This is a genomic window from Levilactobacillus acidifarinae DSM 19394 = JCM 15949, assembly GCF_001434835.1.
Classification (GTDB): domain Bacteria; phylum Bacillota; class Bacilli; order Lactobacillales; family Lactobacillaceae; genus Levilactobacillus; species Levilactobacillus acidifarinae.
This window is the reverse complement of the sequence record NZ_AZDV01000026.1, coordinates 419587-437449: the sequence shown is the minus strand read 5'-3', so window position 1 is coordinate 437449 and position 17863 is coordinate 419587. Positions and strand designations below refer to the sequence as shown.

The following is a 17863-nucleotide window of genomic DNA, read 5'->3' as shown; positions in this document are numbered from 1 at the left end:
AAGGGGTCTAGAGCGAAACTTGAATGGGTTGCGTTCTGGGCCCTTTTCCTGTCATTAAATGTAAGCAAGGTAAACAAATAAAGGAGGGATTTACGATGGCATATCCCGTAGTAGCCATTGTTGGCCGCCCCAACGTGGGGAAGTCGACGTTATTCAATCGAATTGCCGGTGAACGGATTTCCATCGTCGAAGATACCCCCGGGGTAACACGTGACCGAATCTACGCGCCAGCCGAATGGTTGGGTACGGAATTTCGGATGATTGATACCGGGGGAATCGACATGGGGGACGAACCGTTTCTCACCCAGATTACCCAACAAGCCGAAATTGCGATTGATGAAGCCGACGTGATCGTCTTGGTCGTGAGCGCTCCCGAGGGCATCACGGACGCCGACGAAAAGGTCGCGAAGATTCTCTACCGGTCGAAAAAACCCGTTATTTTGGCGGTGAACAAAGCGGATAATCCCGAAGTACGGGAAACGATTTACGATTTCTACGCCCTGGGCTTTGGCGATCCGTACCCGGTTTCCGGGGTCCACGGGTTAGGACTTGGGGATCTATTGGATGCCGTGGTCAAGGAATTTCCGGCTGAAGATGGTGCGCCTAAGGACGATTCCATTCGTTTTAGCCTGATTGGGCGGCCGAACGTGGGGAAATCTTCGTTGGTCAACGCCATGCTGGGAGAAGACCGCGTAATCGTGTCAAACATTGCGGGGACCACCCGGGATGCGATCGACACCAAGTTTACGGCGGACGACACGCGTTTCACCATGGTCGATACGGCCGGGATCCGGAAACGTGGTAAGGTCTACGAAAACACGGAACGGTACAGTGTCATGCGGGCGATGCGCGCGATTGACGATTCCGACGTGGTTTTAGTCGTGTTAAACGCCGAAGAAGGCATTCGTGAGCAGGACAAGCGGGTGGCTGGTTACGCGCACGAAGCGGGCCGGGGCATCATTATCCTGGTCAACAAGTGGGATACCCTAAAGAAGGATAATCACACGTTGACAGATTTCGAAAACCTGATTCGTGCGGAATTTCAGTACCTCAGTTACGCGCCGATCCTCTTCGTGTCGGCCAAGACCGGGCAACGCCTGAGCCAACTACCGGCGATGATCAAACGGGTCTCCGCTAACCATAACCAACGGGTTCAATCGGCCACGTTAAATGATGTCATCATGGACGCGATTGCGTTGAATCCGACGCCATCCGACAACGGGAAGCGCCTGCGCGTCTACTACGCCACCCAAGTGGCCGTGGCCCCGCCAACCTTTGTGGTCTTCGTCAACGACCCGAAGATGATGCACTTCTCCTACGAACGTTTTTTGGAAAACCAAATTCGGGAACACTTCGATTTTGAGGGAACGCCGTTGCATTTGATTGAACGCGCCCGAAAGTAACGTTGAACCCCGTGATAGCAACCTTTTTACCCAAAAACGGGTCAAAATGATAAAAATCACAAAAACTTCGGGGATAATTGCTAAAAAATGCCGTTATCCCTTGTCATATAAGGCTTCCTGTGCTATCTTTGATAAAGAAATGATGCGGTTTCCCCGTATTTGTTTCATCATTTTTGGACCACTCAAAAATGATCACTAGATGGCCTACATCTAATCTTCTGTTCAGGAGGTGAATTCAAAATGGCAAACAAAGCACAATTGGTTAGCGATGTTGCAACTGCAACTGGTTTAACTAAAAAGGACGCAACGGCTGCAGTTGATGCAGTCTTCGATTCTGTCCAAGCAACGTTGGCTAAAGGCGAAAAGGTTCAACTGATCGGCTTTGGTAACTTTGAAGTACGTGAACGTGCAGCTCGTAAGGGCCGTAACCCACAAACTGGACAAGAAATCCAAATTCCTGCAAGCAAAGTACCTGCATTTAAGCCAGGTAAAGCTTTAAAGGATGCTGTTAAATAATTACAATTAACTATTTAATGGGTAAAGGGCCAGTCCGGTCGCCGGACTGGTTTTTTATTATCGTTAAAGTTTAAAAACTTCTGATTAAGGACCCCGAGGAGGCTGAAAAACAGATGAGTTACGCACAAACCGCGTTAGACCAACTGGAAAAAGGACAACTGGATGCCTTCAAGAAACAATACGCCTTGGCATTACGCCACGACGATGACGATACCCTGTTTAGTCTGGCCGAAGAGTTATATTCCTTAGGCTTTTTAAACCAGTCACGCCGAATCTACGAAAAGTTGTTACGGAAATATCCGGACGAAGACGAACTCCGGACGAACCTGGCAGATATTGCGATTGACGAGGATAAGAACGATGAAGCCCTAGACTACCTGAATCAGGTCAAACCGGGCTCTAACGCTTATATTCAGGCCCTGATGGTGGCGGCGGACCTCTATCAGACCCAAGAACTTTTTGAGGTCAGCGAACAGAAACTGCTGACGGCCCGCAAATTAGCTCCGGACGAACCGGTAATTACCTTTGCGCTGGCCGAACTGTACTTCACCATGCGTGAATTTCGCAAGGCCATTCCGCTCTACCTCGAGTTGATCACGGCGGGGACGACCGCCATGTCGCGGGTCAACCTGGTGGAACGACTGGGGGTCGCCTACGCGAACGCCGGTCGGTTTGAACAAGCCATTGGTTATTTGAAACAGATTCACCCGGGCGATATGACCGCCGATGTGAAGTTTGAGACGGCCTTCACCTACCTCCAGTTAAAAGACCGGTTAGCGGCCATTCATTTGTTTGAAGAACTCAAGGATAGTGATCCCAACTACACGTCGTTGTACCCGTACTTAGGCCAGGCATTAGAGGCCGAAAATCGGCTGCCGGAAGCGTTAACGACGTTGCAAGAAGGACTGGGCGTCGATCAGTATAACGAAAAGCTCTGGTTGCAAGCGGCCCACGTGGCGACCAAGTTAGACGACGAGCAGCTCGCCGAGAAGTACCTGAAGCAGGGACACGACTTGGACGCTGACGATCTCAGTGCGGTGATTCAACTCAGTAACCTCTACGTGAAGCAGGAACGTTGGGACGAAAACGTGGCCTTAGTCCAACCGTACGTGAAGGATGAGGGGGCCGATCCGCAGTTATACTGGAACCTAGCTGTGACGGCTCAACATCAGGAAAACTACGAGCAAGCGCGGCAAACCTATGATGCCGCGGCACCGTTCTTCATGGATCAGCCGGACTTTTTGAAGCCGGCCATCTACTTCTACCGGGAAGAAGGGGCTCAAGAGCAGGTCAAGTCCTTGTTGCGGGCGTACGTCAACTTGGTGCCCGACGACACGGAAATGGCTGCCTTGTGGGATAGCTATCGGGCAGATTAAGCTTAAAAATTAGTAAAGATTAACCGTTTGCGGGTCAATTGCCGTAAACGGTTTTTTTGAAAAATAATATTTGTAATAATACAATTATTACTTTAACTTAAATCATCACAAAAAAAGCAACCGCACACCCCGCGGTTGCCAAATCAGAAACTAAACCGTCCAACCTATCGCCGAAAACGGGTCAAAAAACGCTTTTTAGGCACGGCGAAGGTAAACCCTTCACCCAGGGCCTCGGTCACGCTGATTACCGAAACAAACGCCTTAGGATCGCATTCATGAATGATGTGTCGCAAGGTGTGTAGTTCATTCGGCGCGACCACCACGTAAATCATCTGTCGTGGTTGGTGGGAATAACCGCCTTCACCGTTTAGAAGCGTCACGCCACGCTCGAGTTGATCCATGATCGCATTGGTAATGTCCTGATAATGATCGGAAACCACGATGATGCCCCGAGCGGCGTAGGCGCCTTCCTGCGTAAAGTTTACGATGCGGGTCAAAATGTAGGAGTAAATCAACGTGTAGGCCATGTGTGGCACGTTGATGTAGACCAACGAAATGAGTAGGATCACCACATCCAACCACAGAAGGGATTGACCCATGGGAACCCCAAAGAACCGTTCCATGATTCGGGCGACGATGTCGGTTCCGCCGGTCGTGCCGCCGTAACGGTAAATCAATCCCGACCCAAAACCTCCAGCAATTCCGGCGCCTAGCGCGGCGAGTAACAGGTCACCTCTGAGATCGATTGCCAGGGGGACGCGTTGCCAGATCCAGAGAAAGAACGAGAGCATGAAGGTCCCGTAGATGGTATAAATCAGCGACTGCTTGCCCAAGTAGCGGTACCCAATGGCTAATAAAGGAATGTTAATCAGAATGGTTGAATAGGCGGGATCAAAATGAAACAGAGCCCGAATAATCAGGGTAATCCCGGAAATCCCGCCATCCGCCAAATGGTTGGCGATGTTGAAAAAGACCAAACTAAATGCCAACGTGGCACACCCCAGCCCAATCATAATCAGGTCGAGTACCCGAACCTGTTCGTCTTTAATCTGTGTCATCCTATCGTCCTCCCACCAAACTATTACGCTACCAATTAAACCGGCTAGAATTCCGGCGTTTCCGTCAAACCAGCGGCCCCGATTGGTAAGCTTATAAATTCATCATAGCATAGTTTTTCGGCCAATAGTAACCGTGCTAACTAGGTCTAACCGGCGCTTTGCATTCAATTCACCGCAGTAATCTGTTAAACTGGCAGAGGAAGACTTTACCAGAATTTGGCAGAAGGGGAAGACGGTATGCAACTAAAACAGTTACCACGGGATTTTGAACTAGCCCGGCCAGTTTTACAGACCATTGAACGGGCGGGTTATGAAGCGTACTTCGTGGGTGGTAGCGTTCGGGATACGATTTTAGGCAAATCGATCCACGACGTTGACATTGCCACGAGTGCCTATCCCGATGAAATCAAGCATCTTTTTAAACGCACGGTCGATACGGGAATTGAACACGGAACCGTGATGATTTTGGATCACGGGACGGGTTACGAGACCACCACGTTTCGCTCCGAATCGACCTACACCGACTTTCGCCGTCCCGACCACGTAACCTTCGTGCGGTCGTTGGCCGAGGATTTAAAACGCCGGGACTTTACGATTAACGCCCTGGCTATGCGCGAAAACGGGGAAGTTATCGACCTATTTGACGGCTTGACCGACCTGAAAAAGCACCACATTCGGGCCGTCGGCGATCCCCAGGAACGGTTTCACGAGGACGCCTTACGGATGATGCGGGCGGTTCGTTTCGCCAGTCAACTCGATTTTGATATCGTCCCCGCCACGGAAGCGGCCATGACCGATCACGCGGCCTTATTGGCTAAGATCGCGGTCGAACGGACCCAGGTCGAGTTGTTGAAGATGCTCATGGGACGGACGCCGCAACGGGGCTTAACCGTCATGTTGTCTACCCAGCTCTGGCGTTACTGCCCGGACTTTGCCCAGCAAGAGACGGCGTTGACCCGGTTAGCACAAGTCCTGACCCACGGTGTCAGCAGTGAGGTGACCGCTTGGGCGTTGCTCAGTCTTAGCTTTGGGTTCGATCACGGCCAAACCGCGACCTTCTTAAAGCACTGGAAGACGTCTAACCAGGTCATCACGGATGTTCAAGCCGTGGTCACCGCCGCACAGATTCTCCAGACCCAAGACTTGGCAGCCTGGCAGCTTTATCAATGTGGTCAGGCTCGTAGCTTACTAGCCAATGAAGTCGCCGTGATCTTAGGGGCACCCGACCGGACAACGGCCCTAACCCAAGCGGCGGCGGCCCTCCCCATTCATGACAAACGTGAAGTGGCCCTGACGGGAAAAGATCTGATGCAAGCGGGTATTCAACCCGGTCCGCAGCTGGGACAAGTGCTCGCCGTCCTCGAACGACAAGTGGTCACGGGACAGGTTGCTAACCAGAAGGCCGCGTTACTCACCCAAGCGTTAACCTTAGTGAATATGAAATAAGAGAGTAGTGACGAAAATTTATGCAAACCTTACGTGCAGAAAACTTACACCGAACTTACGGTGAAAAAACGCTATTTGATAATTTAAACTTCATCATCAACGAACACGACCGCATCGGGTTAATCGGGGTCAACGGCAGTGGGAAAACCTCACTGTTGAATACGCTGGCCGGTGTCAATAACGATCAGACTGGTACCATCAGTACGCCTAAAGACTACACTATCGGTTACCTGACCCAAAAGCCGGAACTGGACGAAAACCTCACCGTGATGGACGCCGTGTTTTCCGGGAACCAGACCGTCTTCGTGACGATTCGCCAATACGAAGCGGCGTTGGCGGCTTACGGGCAACATCCCGAGGACGCTAAGGCCCAGAAACGGTACCTAGACGCCGAAGCCAAGATGAACGAAGAAGATGCCTGGACCGCCGAAAGCGACGTTAAGACGATCTTGACCCAGTTGAAGATCACGGATCTGTCACAATCGATCAAGACGCTTTCCGGGGGGCAGGTTAAGCGGGTCGGTTTGGCCCAAATTCTGATTCAATCACCGGATCTATTACTGCTCGACGAACCGACCAACCACTTGGATTTTGAATCCATTGCCTGGTTACAACAGTACCTGACCACCTACAAGGGTGCGTTACTGGTCGTGACCCATGACCGGTATTTCCTGGATCAGATTGCCAATCAAATCTGGGAACTGGACTTCGGAAAACTATACCAGTATCCCGGAAACTACCAAGCCTACGTTCAAGAAAAAGCGGAGCGGGTGACCCAAGAGGCCGGCGCCGAACAGAAGTCTAAACGGCTTTACCAACAGGAATTAGCTTGGATGAAGGCGGGGGCCAAAGCCCGGTCGACCAAGCAAAACGCGCGGATCAACCGGTTCCACGAGTTAGCGAGTCAACAGGGCACCCGGCAGGTCCAACAAAACGTCTCCATTTCCTTGGGCCAACAACGCCTCGGGAAAAAGGTGATCGAATTAAAGGACGCTAATCTGCGTCTGGGGGACCACCTGATTTTGAAGGACTTTAGTGACCTAATTCAGGGGGGCGAACGCATCGGGATCAGTGGTGAAAACGGGGCCGGTAAGTCCAGCCTACTCAACGTAATCGCCGGGAAACTCCCGCTGGATTCGGGGATCATCGATGTGGGTGAGACCGTTAAAATGGCCTACTACACCCAACAGATTGAACCGATTCCCGAAGATAAACGGATGATCAATTATCTGTCGGAAGTCGGCCAAAACGTGACGGATAAACAAGGTAACTCCGTCAGCGTGACCGAATTACTGGAACAATTCCTGTTTCCCCGTTTCATGCACGGCACGTTAATCCGGAAACTCTCTGGTGGTGAAAAACGCCGGTTGTACCTGTTAAAACTTCTTATGGAACAGCCGAACGTGCTCCTGCTTGACGAACCGACTAACGATTTAGACATTAGTACCCTGACGGTTTTGGAAGATTACATCGCGCAGTTTGCGGGGACCGTCATCACGGTTTCCCATGACCGCTACTTCCTGGATAAGGTGGCCGATCGCCTGTTGATTTTTGACGGCAATGGTCAAATTGAACGGTACTCCGGTCAATTTAGCGACTATCTGGCGGCACAAAAACCGAGCCATAAGCCCGCCGCAGCGAAGCCCAAGGCGACCCCGAAGCCGGAGCAACCGGCGGCCTCGACCGCTAAAAAGAAGGTCAAGTTGACCTACGCCGAGCAGAAGGAATGGGAAGGCATCGAGGGCGTCATCGACGATCTCGAAGCGAAGAAGGCCACCGTGCAGCAGGCCATGAACGAAAATGGTGCCAATTACGATAAACTCGCCGACCTGCAACAACAATTAGACGATTTGGATCAACAGTTGGATCAAAAGGTCGCTCGTTGGGAGTATTTGAGCGAGTACGCCACGGACTAGGGGGAAATCACGGCAATGTTAGAAGATGCTTATTTAAACTTGGAACGAACGGTCCTGGAACGGGGCCACGAGAAAACCGACCGAACGGGTACCGGGACCGTCAGTCTATTCGGCTATCAGATGCGGTTCAACTTGCAAGAAGGGTTCCCGTTACTGACCACTAAGAAGGTGCCGTTTGGTCTGATTAAGTCGGAACTTTTATGGTTCTTACGGGGCGATACCAATATTCGCTTTTTACTCCAGCACCATAACCATATCTGGGACGAATGGGCCTTTCAACGCTATGTGGACAGTCCCGATTACCACGGTCCCGACATGCACGACTTCGGCCGCCGTTCTTTGGTCGACGAGGCCTTTAACCAGCAATACCAGGCCGAAAAAAAGACCTTTTGCGAGCGAATTTTGACCGACCAAGCCTTCGGTGACCACTACGGCGACCTGGGTCTAGTGTACGGGAGTCAGTGGCGGGCCTGGCAGGGACACAACGGTGAAACCATCGACCAACTCGCCAACGTGATTCAGACCTTACGGACCCATCCCGATTCACGGCGGATGATCGTATCGGCTTGGAATCCCGCCGACGTGCCGTCCATGGCGTTACCGCCGTGTCACACGCTCTACCAGTTTTACGTCAATGACGGTAAGCTTAGTTGCCAGCTGTATCAACGTAGCGGGGACATCTTCTTGGGTGTGCCGTTCAACATTGCCAGCTACGCGTTGTTGACGTCACTGATTGCGAAGGAAGTCGGGCTTGAAGTGGGCGATTTCGTGCACACTTTAGGGGATGCCCACATCTACAAGAATCACTTGGACCAGGTTAAAACTCAACTGGCTCGGACACCGAAAGCTGCGCCACAGCTGTGGTTGAACCCGGACAAGTCTAGTATCTTCGATTACGACATGGCCGATATTAAGGTGACCGGTTACGACCCGGCCCCTGCCATTAAGGCCCCCGTTGCCGTGTAGGAGGACTCAACATGCTAATTTATCTTTGGGCCGAAAGTTACGGTGGCGTGATTGGGTATCATGGGCACCTCCCGTGGCACCTTCCGGCCGACATGCACTACTTTAAAACCACGACGACCGGCCAGACCGTCATTGCCGGTGCCAAGACCTTCGCGTCGTTTGGGCGACCACTACCGCACCGGACGAACGTGGTGGTGAGCCACCGGCCGGCCAGTGACTTCCCGGCCAACGTGACGGTTTTGGGGTCGTTAGCGGCCGTGCGCCAATACGCCGCCGCGCATCCGCAAGACTTACTCTACGTGGTCGGGGGCGCACAATTGTTTGCCGGACTATTGCCCGACGTTGACCGGTTGTACCGGACCACCATCGATGCTGACTTTCCCGGGGACACCCGGATGCCGGCCATCGACTACACCCAGTTCGTCAAAATCGGCGAACAGGTCGGGGTGCGTGACGCCGCTAATCCGTACGACTACGTTTTTGAACAGTTTGAACGGCGTTAAAGCAAAGGGTCGCCCACGTAAGCACGTGAGCGACCCTTTTGTCCGTTTAAGCGTATAACAGAATTGAGAAGTACATGAGGCCGGTCCCCAGCATCACGAAGAGGTGCCAGATGACGTGGCCGAAGGGGACCCCCTTAAAGCTGTATAGAACGGCTCCGGCCGTAAAGGCGACCCCACCGGCGAAGAGGAGGCCAAATCCCACGGGACCTAAGCCCGTAAGTAAGGGTTTAATCCCCAGGAGACACATCCAGCCCATCACCACGTAGATGATGGTGGAAAGAATCTGGTGTTGGCCCAGCCAGATGGCCTTGTAGATGATCCCGAGAACGGCCATCCCCCAAATCACGCCGAACATGGTCCAGCCTAGCCAACCGCCGATGACCAATAGGCTGTAAGGCGTATAGGTCCCGGCAATCAACAAGTAGATGGCACAGTGGTCAAAGATTTGAAAGACGTGCGACGCTTTCGTGAAGACCAGACTGTGGAAGAGCGTGGAGGCTAAGTAAAATAAGACCATGATGGCCCCGTAGATGGCAAACGTGGTCATTCGTAAGGCCCCGCCCTTGGCGTGAGCCTGCAGCAATAAGATGACCAAACCAGCAATACTAAGACCGGCACCAATCCCGTGGGTCACGGCATTCAGGACTTCATTGACAATGTTATAGGTACGACTCCGTGATGGTTGCAATGAGTATCCTCCTTTTAATTAAGCGATTTACGGGACGACAGCTGAAAAAAGCAGATAATTCTGCTATACTGTTACCGTATGTTCCATTATGCATATTGTAGCATAAACCAAATTTTTGGTCAGAAAGAGTGGGATCTCCATGGCTAACATTAAAATCGTCACGGATTCATCGGCCGGATTGACCGACCAACAAATCCAAGATTACCACATCACCATCGTCCCGTTGACGGTGATGATCGACGACACGATCTACGTGGAACGTGAGTCGATTACGAATAAAGAATTTATTGATAAAATGAAAACGTCGAAAACCTTACCGAAGACGAGTCAGCCACCGTTAGGGTCGTTTGTCGAAACCTTCGATAAGCTGGGGGCCGACGGGAGCAGTGTCATCTGCTTTACCATGCTAGAGGCCATCAGTGGCACGATCCACGCGGCCGAACAAGCCGCTAACCTGTCCAAGACCGACGTCACCGTGGTCGACAGTCAGTTTACGGATCAGGCCCTGGCCTTTCAGGTGATCGAAGCGGCTAAATTGGCGGCTGAGGGTGCCGATAAAGCGGCCATCTTACAGCGGGCCGATGCCGTACGGAACAACACTCACCTCTTCATGGGAATCGTGACGTTGGAAAACATCTTGAAGGGTGGCCGGTTAGGTCGGGCCGCGGGGATGTTAACGGCGTTACTGAACATCAAGGTGGTGTTGGAAGTCACCGGCGGTCAGTTGAAGATTCGGGCGAAGGGTCGCGGGATGAAGACCATCGACCGGTATTTTAGTAAGGTCTACGACCAGATGAAACAAACACCGGACATCATGTCGATCGGGATTTCTCAAGTCGAAGCCTACGACAGCGTGGACAGTGTCCAACAGCACATTCACGAGTTTTTACCGAATAAAGAGATTTTAGTGCGAGAAACGGTGCCAATCATCGCGACGCACGGTGGGCCCGGGGCCTTTGCCTTAATGTACTACACGGACCCGACTAAATAAATCAACACAAGCATGACACGAGAAAGGGGTGGCCTTAGTCACCGCTTTTTCTTTATCGAGGGGGTTTAACCTTTGAAAAACATGAAACACTTCGGTCGGTGGCTCGGAATTGGCATCTTAGTCGTTTTGGTGGCCATCGTGGCACTGACCTATTGGCATCCCGGGACTCGGACCGTTCAAACCACGCGTCCCGTTACCACGAATCGCCGTTCGACGGTTCGGCTTGTCGCACTGGGGGACTCGTTGACCGAAGGGGTCGGCGACCAGCAGAAAAAGGGCGGTTACACCGGCCGAATTGCGACGAAGATTCGGCAAACGGACCACGTCAAGGTTACAATGCACAATTACGGCTTGGCTGGTGACCGGAGCGATCAGATTGAAAAACGGTTGGTGGCCAGCGAAAAGATGCAACACCAGGTCGCTAAAGCTCAGGCCATCACCTTAACGGTCGGGGGGAACGATCTCTTACAAACGTTGACCCAAAACGTCACGATCAATCAACAGTCTCGTTTGAACCGGCAGTTGACGCAGGCCGAGAAAGTCTACGCCAAGAAGTTAACCCGTCTTTTGGGAACGGTCCGGCGCTACAATCCGCAGGCACCAATTTACCTGTTTACTATTTATAATCCGATTTACGTGTACTTCGCCAACCTGACACAGATTACGAACGCGGTGGACAATTGGAACGCCACGACGCAACGCACCGTGCGGTCACAACGGCACCTGTACGTGGTCGACATCAACCGGGCGTTATCGGTCGGTCAGTTTAAATCCGTGACCCAGCAGGCCCAACTCAAGCGTGAAGCTCAGAAGTCTAACGACGGTGAGCTATCCGTCGCCAGTTTCCAGAAACAGATTCTCGCCAGTGACAGCAGTACGGAACTGAACCATTATCTGTCGCCGGCGGACCATTTCCACCCGAACGCCAAGGGCTACCGGTTGATGACCCAGAAATTATTTGCTAAAATGCAAACCCATCAACAATGTTTACGGAAGTAAGGGAGGTTCAACTTAATGACACAAGATCCTAAGCGGTCCAATCCCCAACCGTCCACCACACATAACTGGTGGAAAACGGGGGTTATCACGTTGGTCACTCTCATCGTGGTTGCGCTGGTTTTTGTCGGGGTCAAGGCCTTAGCGCCGACCAAGGTGGCCGCCACGGCCCAACCGACTAGCGGCCCCACGACCAACATCAATCTCACGTTAAACAAGAAACAGGTCAACGCCTTAGCTGACTACTACGTGAATAAGTCGTTATCCGGTCAATCACTCAAGTACCGGTTCCAGGTGACCGATCACGCCATGTTGACGGGGTCCACCGAGGTTTTGGGAGCCAACGTGAACTTCGCGTTACTCTTTAAGCCCACGGTACTGGCTAACGGTGACGTCAAGTTGACTGCCCAGAAGTTATCCATCGGGTCGTTACCGGTTCCCGTTAGTTTTGTGATGAATTATATCGCCAAAAACTATCCGCTACCTAAATGGGTGGCCATGGACAGTGGCAAAAAGACCATGACGCTGCACCTGACGCGAATCGGCAACGGGAAGAAGTTGTCGTATGCGGCTAAAAAGATTGATTTGTCGGGCCCGGGGAAGTTCGTCTTCCAAGCCCGGATTCCCGCTAAGTAGGAGGTATCCCATGCCCAAAACGTTTTATCAGTTTTTGATGACGCAACGTAATCCGGAAAGTTATGACCCGGTCGCGACGTTTGCCAACAACGCTTTTTTAGACAGCGCGTTTCCCAAACAGGAAACCGAGTTTGACGAGTTGTCTAAATATTTAGAAGAAAACGCCAGCTATCTGCCGTCAATGACCGTTTTTGACGACGCTTGGCGGCTGTACCAGGATTTTCTGGCATAACGAAGGGATCTGTGACGAGCAGGTCCTTTTTTGCTGATTTCCGGTTAGCACCGGGAAAACTGGTGACCTACCGGCAAAAAATGGTAGAATAGGGCTTGCTGGTTTAGGACCTAATCGTTCGACCTGAAGGGTGCCCGCCAACTTGTTCGGTAGCCACCCCTAAAGCCTCACGCTTAAAATAAAAACAATCCACAAAGGAGTCCAACTTATGAGTACCATTCAATGGTTTCCCGGCCACATGGCCAAGGCGATTCGGCAGATGGAAGAAAACGTCCACCTGGTCGACATCGTCTTCGAACTGGTCGACGCCCGGATCCCCGCGGCGTCCCGGAATCCGGAAGTCACCCGGATCAGTCAACACAAACCCCATTTAATCATTTTAACCAAGAAGGACCTCGCCGACCCGCAACAGACGGCGGCCTGGTTAGCCTACTATCGGTCACAGAATCAACCGGCCATCGCCATCGATTCTCGGGCCAACGTGACCCCCAAGCAGATCACCAAGATTGCGTTAAGCATCCTGGCCGACAAGCTGGCCAACGAAAAGGCTAAGGGACTCAAAGAACGCCCCGTGCGCGCCATGACCGTCGGCGTGCCCAACGTGGGGAAGTCCACGTTACTGAACCACTTAGTTCAGCGCAAGGCCGCTCAAGTCGGCGATACGCCGGGGGTCACCAAGGGGCAACAGTGGTTGCGTTCCAGCAACCACCTAGAATTGCTTGACACCCCCGGTATCTTGTGGCCGAAGTTTAAGGATCAAAGTATGGCGCTAAAATTAGCCCTCACCGGGGCCATTAAAGAAAAGCTCTACGCTAAGGACGACGTGGCCCTATTTGCCTTGGGCTTCTTCCGGCAATATCACGCTGACGCGCTACAGGAACGTTACCGGCTGACTGCTGCCGACCTCGAATTAAGTGACGTCGACCTATTGATGAAGATCACCGCTAACCTGGGGATGCGTGACGATTACGAACGGGCCAGTGAACGCCTGATTTTGGATGCCCGGCATAAGAAACTCGGTGGCTTTACGCTGGACCGAGCCCCTAAAGCCGGTGGTGATAATGCCTAAAACTACCGAAACTGACCAGACCAATCGCCCAACCCCTAAACGTCCCAGTTTGGCGCAGCTGCGTCAGGACCTGCACGACGTGACTACGGCCACCGACGTGCGTTTGACTCAGCTGCGGGCTGACCCGCGCAAGGGCGCCCAACAGCTTTATCAGCAGATTCAACGGCGGTTGGCCAAACAAGCCGACGCCGAGGCAGCCTTTCAACACCGGTTGCACTACGAACGGCGTTTCTGGCAAGCTGGGCAGTTGGTCGCCGGCATCGACGAGGTCGGGCGCGGACCACTCGCCGGGCCCGTCATCACCAGCGCGGTGATTCTGCCACCAGACTTTGACGTCCCACTGGTCAACGACTCCAAGCAACTGACGGCTAAGGAACGCGAACGGCTCTACCCGATTATTTTAGACCGGGCCCAGGCCGTCAGTATCGGTGTCGCCAGTCGGGAACTGATCGATCAACTGAATATCTACCAGGCGACCCGAGTGGCCATGCAGCGGGCCGTGTTGGGGTTGGGCGTGGCGCCTAATCACCTGATCGTCGACGCTATGCAGATTCCGGTGGCCTTACCCCAAACACGGCTGATCAAGGGGGATGCCAAGAGCGCCAGTGTGGCGGCGGCTAGTATCGTGGCCAAGGTCTACCGGGACCACCTGATGGTCAGCTACGACCAGCTCTACCCGGGGTACGGGTTCGCCCAAAACGCCGGGTACGGCACCGCCGAACACTTGGCGGGCCTGCAAAAACTGGGCGTCACCCCGATTCACCGCCGCAGTTTTGCGCCGGTACGGCAAATAATGAGCGATTAATCGCGGAATTACTCCTAAAGCTAATTTCTTAGGAGGTGGGCGAAATGCCCTTAACGTTCCGTGATTTTTTATTGCGTTTTCCCTTAATGACCGGTGTCGGTCGTCACAGTGCTTTGGTGTGTTGGCGTTGGCTGGTTGACCATCCCCAGTTATTACCCCTAACCCCCGAGACACTCGATTATTTGCTGGCGGCCGTGAACCTCCCCGCCAAACGAGCCACGGCGTTACGTCGTCAGGTCTTTTCCACCGATTTAGCGCAACGGGTAACCGCCAGTCTAACGCAATGCCGGGCGGTCACCTTGGTCGACGCGACGTATCCGCCGTTACTTCAGGAGATTTACGAGCCACCCGTGGTGTTGTATTTTCAGGGGCGCTTGGACCTGGTCCGACGGCCACCGTTAGCCGTCGTGGGGTCCCGCCATCCCACGGCCTACGCGTTTCGGGCCATGCGCCAGCTGCTACCGGCAGTTAGTCGGCAGGGCGTGTGTCTCATCTCGGGGTTAGCCCAGGGGGTCGATACGTTGACCCATCAGGTGGCTTTGGCCCACGGCGGTGCCACCATTGCGGTCATCGGCACCGGTCTGGGGCGCTGTTATCCGGCCCAGAACCGAGCGTTAATGGATCAACTGTGTCAAAATCACTTGGTCGTATCGGAGTATCCCTGGGCTGCTAAAGGCGCCAAGCACCATTTTGTGGAACGCAACCGAATTATCGCCGGTCTGTGTCAAAGCGTTCTGGTGGTGGAGGCTGCCCACCACTCGGGGTCGTTGATCACGGCCAATTTTGCGTTACAGGAAAACCGCAACGTCTTGGCCGTGCCGGGCAATATCGACGGGGAGAATTCGGTGGGAACCAACGAATTAATCCTGGCGGGAGCCAAGCCAATCCTTAATTCGGAACATATAATGGAAGAACTTTTAGTTGACAAGCGCCCCTGACTTGAAATATCATGTGTGGGATTATAGTGAAAAGATTCGCGAGCCTGTCACTCGCAAGATAAATAAATCTGTTAGGACGGGGAACCCCGGTATCAGTAGGCTCTCGTCCCAACTAGTTAAGGGAGTAATGCGCAGTGCCAACCAAGGCAACAACCAAGACCAGCACCCATAAACGAAAAAAAACGCAAAAAAAATTAGTGATTGTGGAATCGCCCGCCAAGGCCAAGACCATCGAAAAGTATTTAGGCCGGACCTATAAGGTGGTCCCTAGTCTAGGTCACGTGCGCGATTTGCCCAAGAGTTCCATGGGCATCGATTTTGACCACGACTACGACCCGCACTACATCTCCATTCGGGGCAAAGGGGACGTCATCAAGGGCTTGCGTTCGGAAGCCAAGAAGGCCAAAGCCGTCTACCTGGCGTCTGACCCCGACCGGGAAGGGGAATCGATCGCCTGGCATTTGGCCCACATCCTAAACTTAGATGTGACCGATAAGAACCGGGTCACCTTTAACGAAATCACCAAGGACGCCGTTAAGGAAGCCTTTAAGACGCCGCGGACCATCGACATGGATTTAGTCAACGCCCAACAGGCGCGCCGGATTCTCGACCGGTTGGTGGGGTATTCCATCTCACCGCTGTTGTGGAAGAAGGTTAAAAAGGGTCTGAGTGCCGGGCGGGTCCAATCGATTGCCTTAGCCCTGATCATTGAACGAGAAAACGAGATCAAGGCCTTTAAGCCCGAAGAATACTGGACCATTGACGGGGACTTTAAGAAGTCCCGGCACCAATTTGACGCCAGCTTCTACGGGTTAAAGGGCAAGAAGCACGGCCTAAAGGATAACGACGCCGTGCAGGCCATCTTAAGTCAGCTCGACAAGAGCCAGGCCTTCGACGTCACCAACGTGGTGCGTAAGGAACGGAAACGTTCCCCGCAACCACCGTTCACCACCAGTTCCATGCAACAAGACGCTAACCGGAAGCTCAACTTCCGGACGCGCAAGACCATGATGGCCGCCCAACAGCTCTACGAAGGGATCAACTTGGGCAAGGAAGGTACCCAGGGGCTGATCACCTATATGCGGACCGACTCCACCCGGATCTCGAGTTTAGCAAAGCACGAAGCCTCCACCTTCCTGCACGAAAAGTACGGGGCCGAATACGCGGCAACGAAACCCATCAAGGGCAAGTTACCTGAAGGCGCTCAAGACGCCCACGAAGCCATCCGGCCGACCTCGGTCTACCGGACGCCAGCCAGTCTCAAGGATCGGTTAAATAAGGACCAATTCCGGTTATACCAGCTGATCTGGAACCGGTTCGTGGCCAGTCAAATGACCAACGCGGTGATGGATACCATGGCCGTGACCATCGAACAAAACGGCGTGACCTTCCGGGCCAACGGCTCAAAGATGAAGTTTGAAGGGTTCTTGAAGATCTATAAGGACGGTAAGGAAAAGGATAACCTGTTACCCGACCTCGAAGTCGGCGACCAGGTCACCTTAGCCAAGACCGACCCGGCCCAACACTTTACCCAGCCGCCCGCACGGTATTCCGAAGCCAACCTGATCAAGGCTCTGGAAGAAAACGGCGTGGGTCGGCCGTCGACCTACGCGCCAACGCTGGACACCATCCAACGCCGGTACTACGTTAAACTCGTCGGCCGGCGGTTTGAACCCACCGAATTAGGTGAGATCGTCGATAAGATCATCAAGGACTACTTCCCCGACATCGTTAACGTCGGTTTTACGGCCGGCCTAGAAGACGAACTGGACGGTATCGAGGCCGGCAAGCAAGACTGGGTCAAGGTCATCGACAACTTCTACAAGCCCTTCTCCACGGAAGTCGCTCACGCCGAGGACGCCATCGAGAAGATTCAGATTCGCGATGAACCCGCTGGTTTCGACTGTGACATTTGTGGGGCCCCCATGGTGATCAAGATGGGGCGGTACGGGAAGTTCTACGCTTGTTCCCGGTTCCCCGATTGCCGCAATACCAAGCCCATCGTTAAGGAAATCGGCGTGACCTGCCCGGTTTGTCATCAGGGGCAAGTCATCGAACGTAAATCTAAGAAAAACCGGATTTTCTACGGGTGTTCCCGTTATCCGGACTGTGACTTTGTTTCTTGGGATAAGCCCGTGGGTCGGGATTGTCCCAAGGACGGTCACTACCTGGTCTTAAAGAAGATCCGCGGTGGCAGTCAAATCGTTTGTCCAAACGGCGATTACGAAGAAGCGCCGCAAAAATAATCCGCAAAAAACGTAGACCCTTGGGCCTACGTTTTTTGGGGCTTAACGAGTTAGTTGTGTTTTCTGAAATCGTTTGCT

17 protein-coding genes are annotated in these 17863 nt (G+C 53.0%); 15 read left to right on the top strand and 2 right to left on the bottom strand.

Annotated features, from left to right (window positions below):
* The first annotated feature begins 95 nt into the window (after positions 1-95).
* From der to FD25_RS09805, 3 genes are all read left to right on the top strand, one after another.
* Positions 96-1403: a ribosome biogenesis GTPase Der gene (gene der, locus FD25_RS09815; protein ID WP_057803743.1), complete on the top strand. Its 1308-nt coding sequence runs from the start codon at positions 96-98 to the stop codon at positions 1401-1403.
* A 240-nt stretch (positions 1404-1643) separates the two neighbouring features.
* A complete protein-coding gene (locus FD25_RS09810; RefSeq protein ID WP_011667553.1) occupies positions 1644-1919 on the top strand; it encodes an HU family DNA-binding protein in 276 nt (91 codons plus the stop codon).
* An 83-nt stretch (positions 1920-2002) separates the two neighbouring features.
* Positions 2003-3295, top strand: a complete 1293-nt coding sequence (locus FD25_RS09805; protein ID WP_443093767.1) for a tetratricopeptide repeat protein — start codon at positions 2003-2005, stop codon at positions 3293-3295.
* Between the two features lie 164 nt (positions 3296-3459).
* On the opposite strand, the gene FD25_RS09800 is transcribed toward FD25_RS09805, so the two are convergent.
* On the bottom strand, positions 3460-4353 hold the full coding sequence (locus tag FD25_RS09800; protein ID WP_057803739.1) for a YitT family protein: 894 nt from the start codon (positions 4351-4353) through the stop codon (positions 3460-3462).
* Between the two features lie 237 nt (positions 4354-4590).
* Here FD25_RS09800 and FD25_RS09795 point away from each other — a divergent pair, with 237 nt between their 5' ends.
* The 4 genes from FD25_RS09795 to FD25_RS09780 are packed head-to-tail and all read left to right on the top strand — an operon-like array spanning position 4591 to position 9184.
* Positions 4591-5799: a CCA tRNA nucleotidyltransferase gene (locus FD25_RS09795; protein ID WP_057803737.1), complete on the top strand. Its 1209-nt coding sequence runs from the start codon at positions 4591-4593 to the stop codon at positions 5797-5799.
* A gap of 20 nt (positions 5800-5819) precedes the next feature.
* The gene (locus tag FD25_RS09790) at positions 5820-7715 is read left to right on the top strand and encodes an ABC-F family ATP-binding cassette domain-containing protein (RefSeq protein ID WP_057803735.1); all 1896 of its coding nucleotides are present in this window, start codon (positions 5820-5822) and stop codon (positions 7713-7715) included.
* 15 nt (positions 7716-7730) lie between these two features.
* Complete coding sequence (locus FD25_RS09785) at positions 7731-8681, top strand: thymidylate synthase (protein ID WP_057803733.1); 951 nt, start codon at positions 7731-7733, stop codon at positions 8679-8681.
* 11 nt (positions 8682-8692) lie between these two features.
* Positions 8693-9184 (top strand): dihydrofolate reductase, encoded by a 492-nt coding sequence (locus FD25_RS09780; protein ID WP_057803731.1) that lies wholly within the window; start codon positions 8693-8695, stop codon positions 9182-9184.
* A 46-nt stretch (positions 9185-9230) separates the two neighbouring features.
* Here the strand turns inward: FD25_RS09780 and trhA are convergent, their stop codons facing one another.
* Positions 9231-9872: a PAQR family membrane homeostasis protein TrhA gene (gene trhA / locus FD25_RS09775; protein ID WP_057803729.1), complete on the bottom strand. Its 642-nt coding sequence runs from the start codon at positions 9870-9872 to the stop codon at positions 9231-9233.
* A gap of 139 nt (positions 9873-10011) precedes the next feature.
* On the opposite strand from trhA, the gene FD25_RS09770 reads away from it, so the two are divergent.
* From FD25_RS09770 to topA, 8 genes are all read left to right on the top strand, one after another.
* Positions 10012-10863, top strand: a complete 852-nt coding sequence (locus FD25_RS09770; protein ID WP_057803727.1) for a DegV family protein — start codon at positions 10012-10014, stop codon at positions 10861-10863.
* Between the two features lie 81 nt (positions 10864-10944).
* Positions 10945-11862, top strand: coding sequence for an SGNH/GDSL hydrolase family protein (locus FD25_RS09765; RefSeq protein WP_057804321.1), 918 nt, complete (start codon positions 10945-10947; stop codon positions 11860-11862).
* Positions 11863-11877: 15 nt separating this feature from the next.
* On the top strand, positions 11878-12495 hold the full coding sequence (locus FD25_RS09760) for a YpmS family protein (protein WP_057803724.1): 618 nt from the start codon (positions 11878-11880) through the stop codon (positions 12493-12495).
* Between the two features lie 10 nt (positions 12496-12505).
* A complete protein-coding gene (locus FD25_RS09755) occupies positions 12506-12727 on the top strand; it encodes a YozE family protein (RefSeq protein WP_057803722.1) in 222 nt (73 codons plus the stop codon).
* Between the two features lie 208 nt (positions 12728-12935).
* Positions 12936-13796 carry a ribosome biogenesis GTPase YlqF gene (gene ylqF, locus FD25_RS09750; RefSeq protein ID WP_057803720.1) on the top strand — a complete coding sequence of 287 codons (861 nt, stop codon included), beginning with the start codon at positions 12936-12938 and terminating at the stop codon, positions 13794-13796.
* Positions 13789-14601 (top strand): ribonuclease HII, encoded by an 813-nt coding sequence (locus FD25_RS09745; RefSeq protein WP_057803717.1) that lies wholly within the window; start codon positions 13789-13791, stop codon positions 14599-14601. Before ylqF ends, FD25_RS09745 begins: the two co-directional genes overlap by 8 nt.
* A gap of 44 nt (positions 14602-14645) precedes the next feature.
* Positions 14646-15539 carry a DNA-processing protein DprA gene (gene dprA, locus FD25_RS09740; protein ID WP_057803715.1) on the top strand — a complete coding sequence of 298 codons (894 nt, stop codon included), beginning with the start codon at positions 14646-14648 and terminating at the stop codon, positions 15537-15539.
* A 134-nt stretch (positions 15540-15673) separates the two neighbouring features.
* The gene (topA, locus tag FD25_RS09735; RefSeq protein ID WP_057803713.1) at positions 15674-17785 is read left to right on the top strand and encodes a type I DNA topoisomerase; all 2112 of its coding nucleotides are present in this window, start codon (positions 15674-15676) and stop codon (positions 17783-17785) included.
* Positions 17786-17863: the final 78 nt, after the last annotated feature.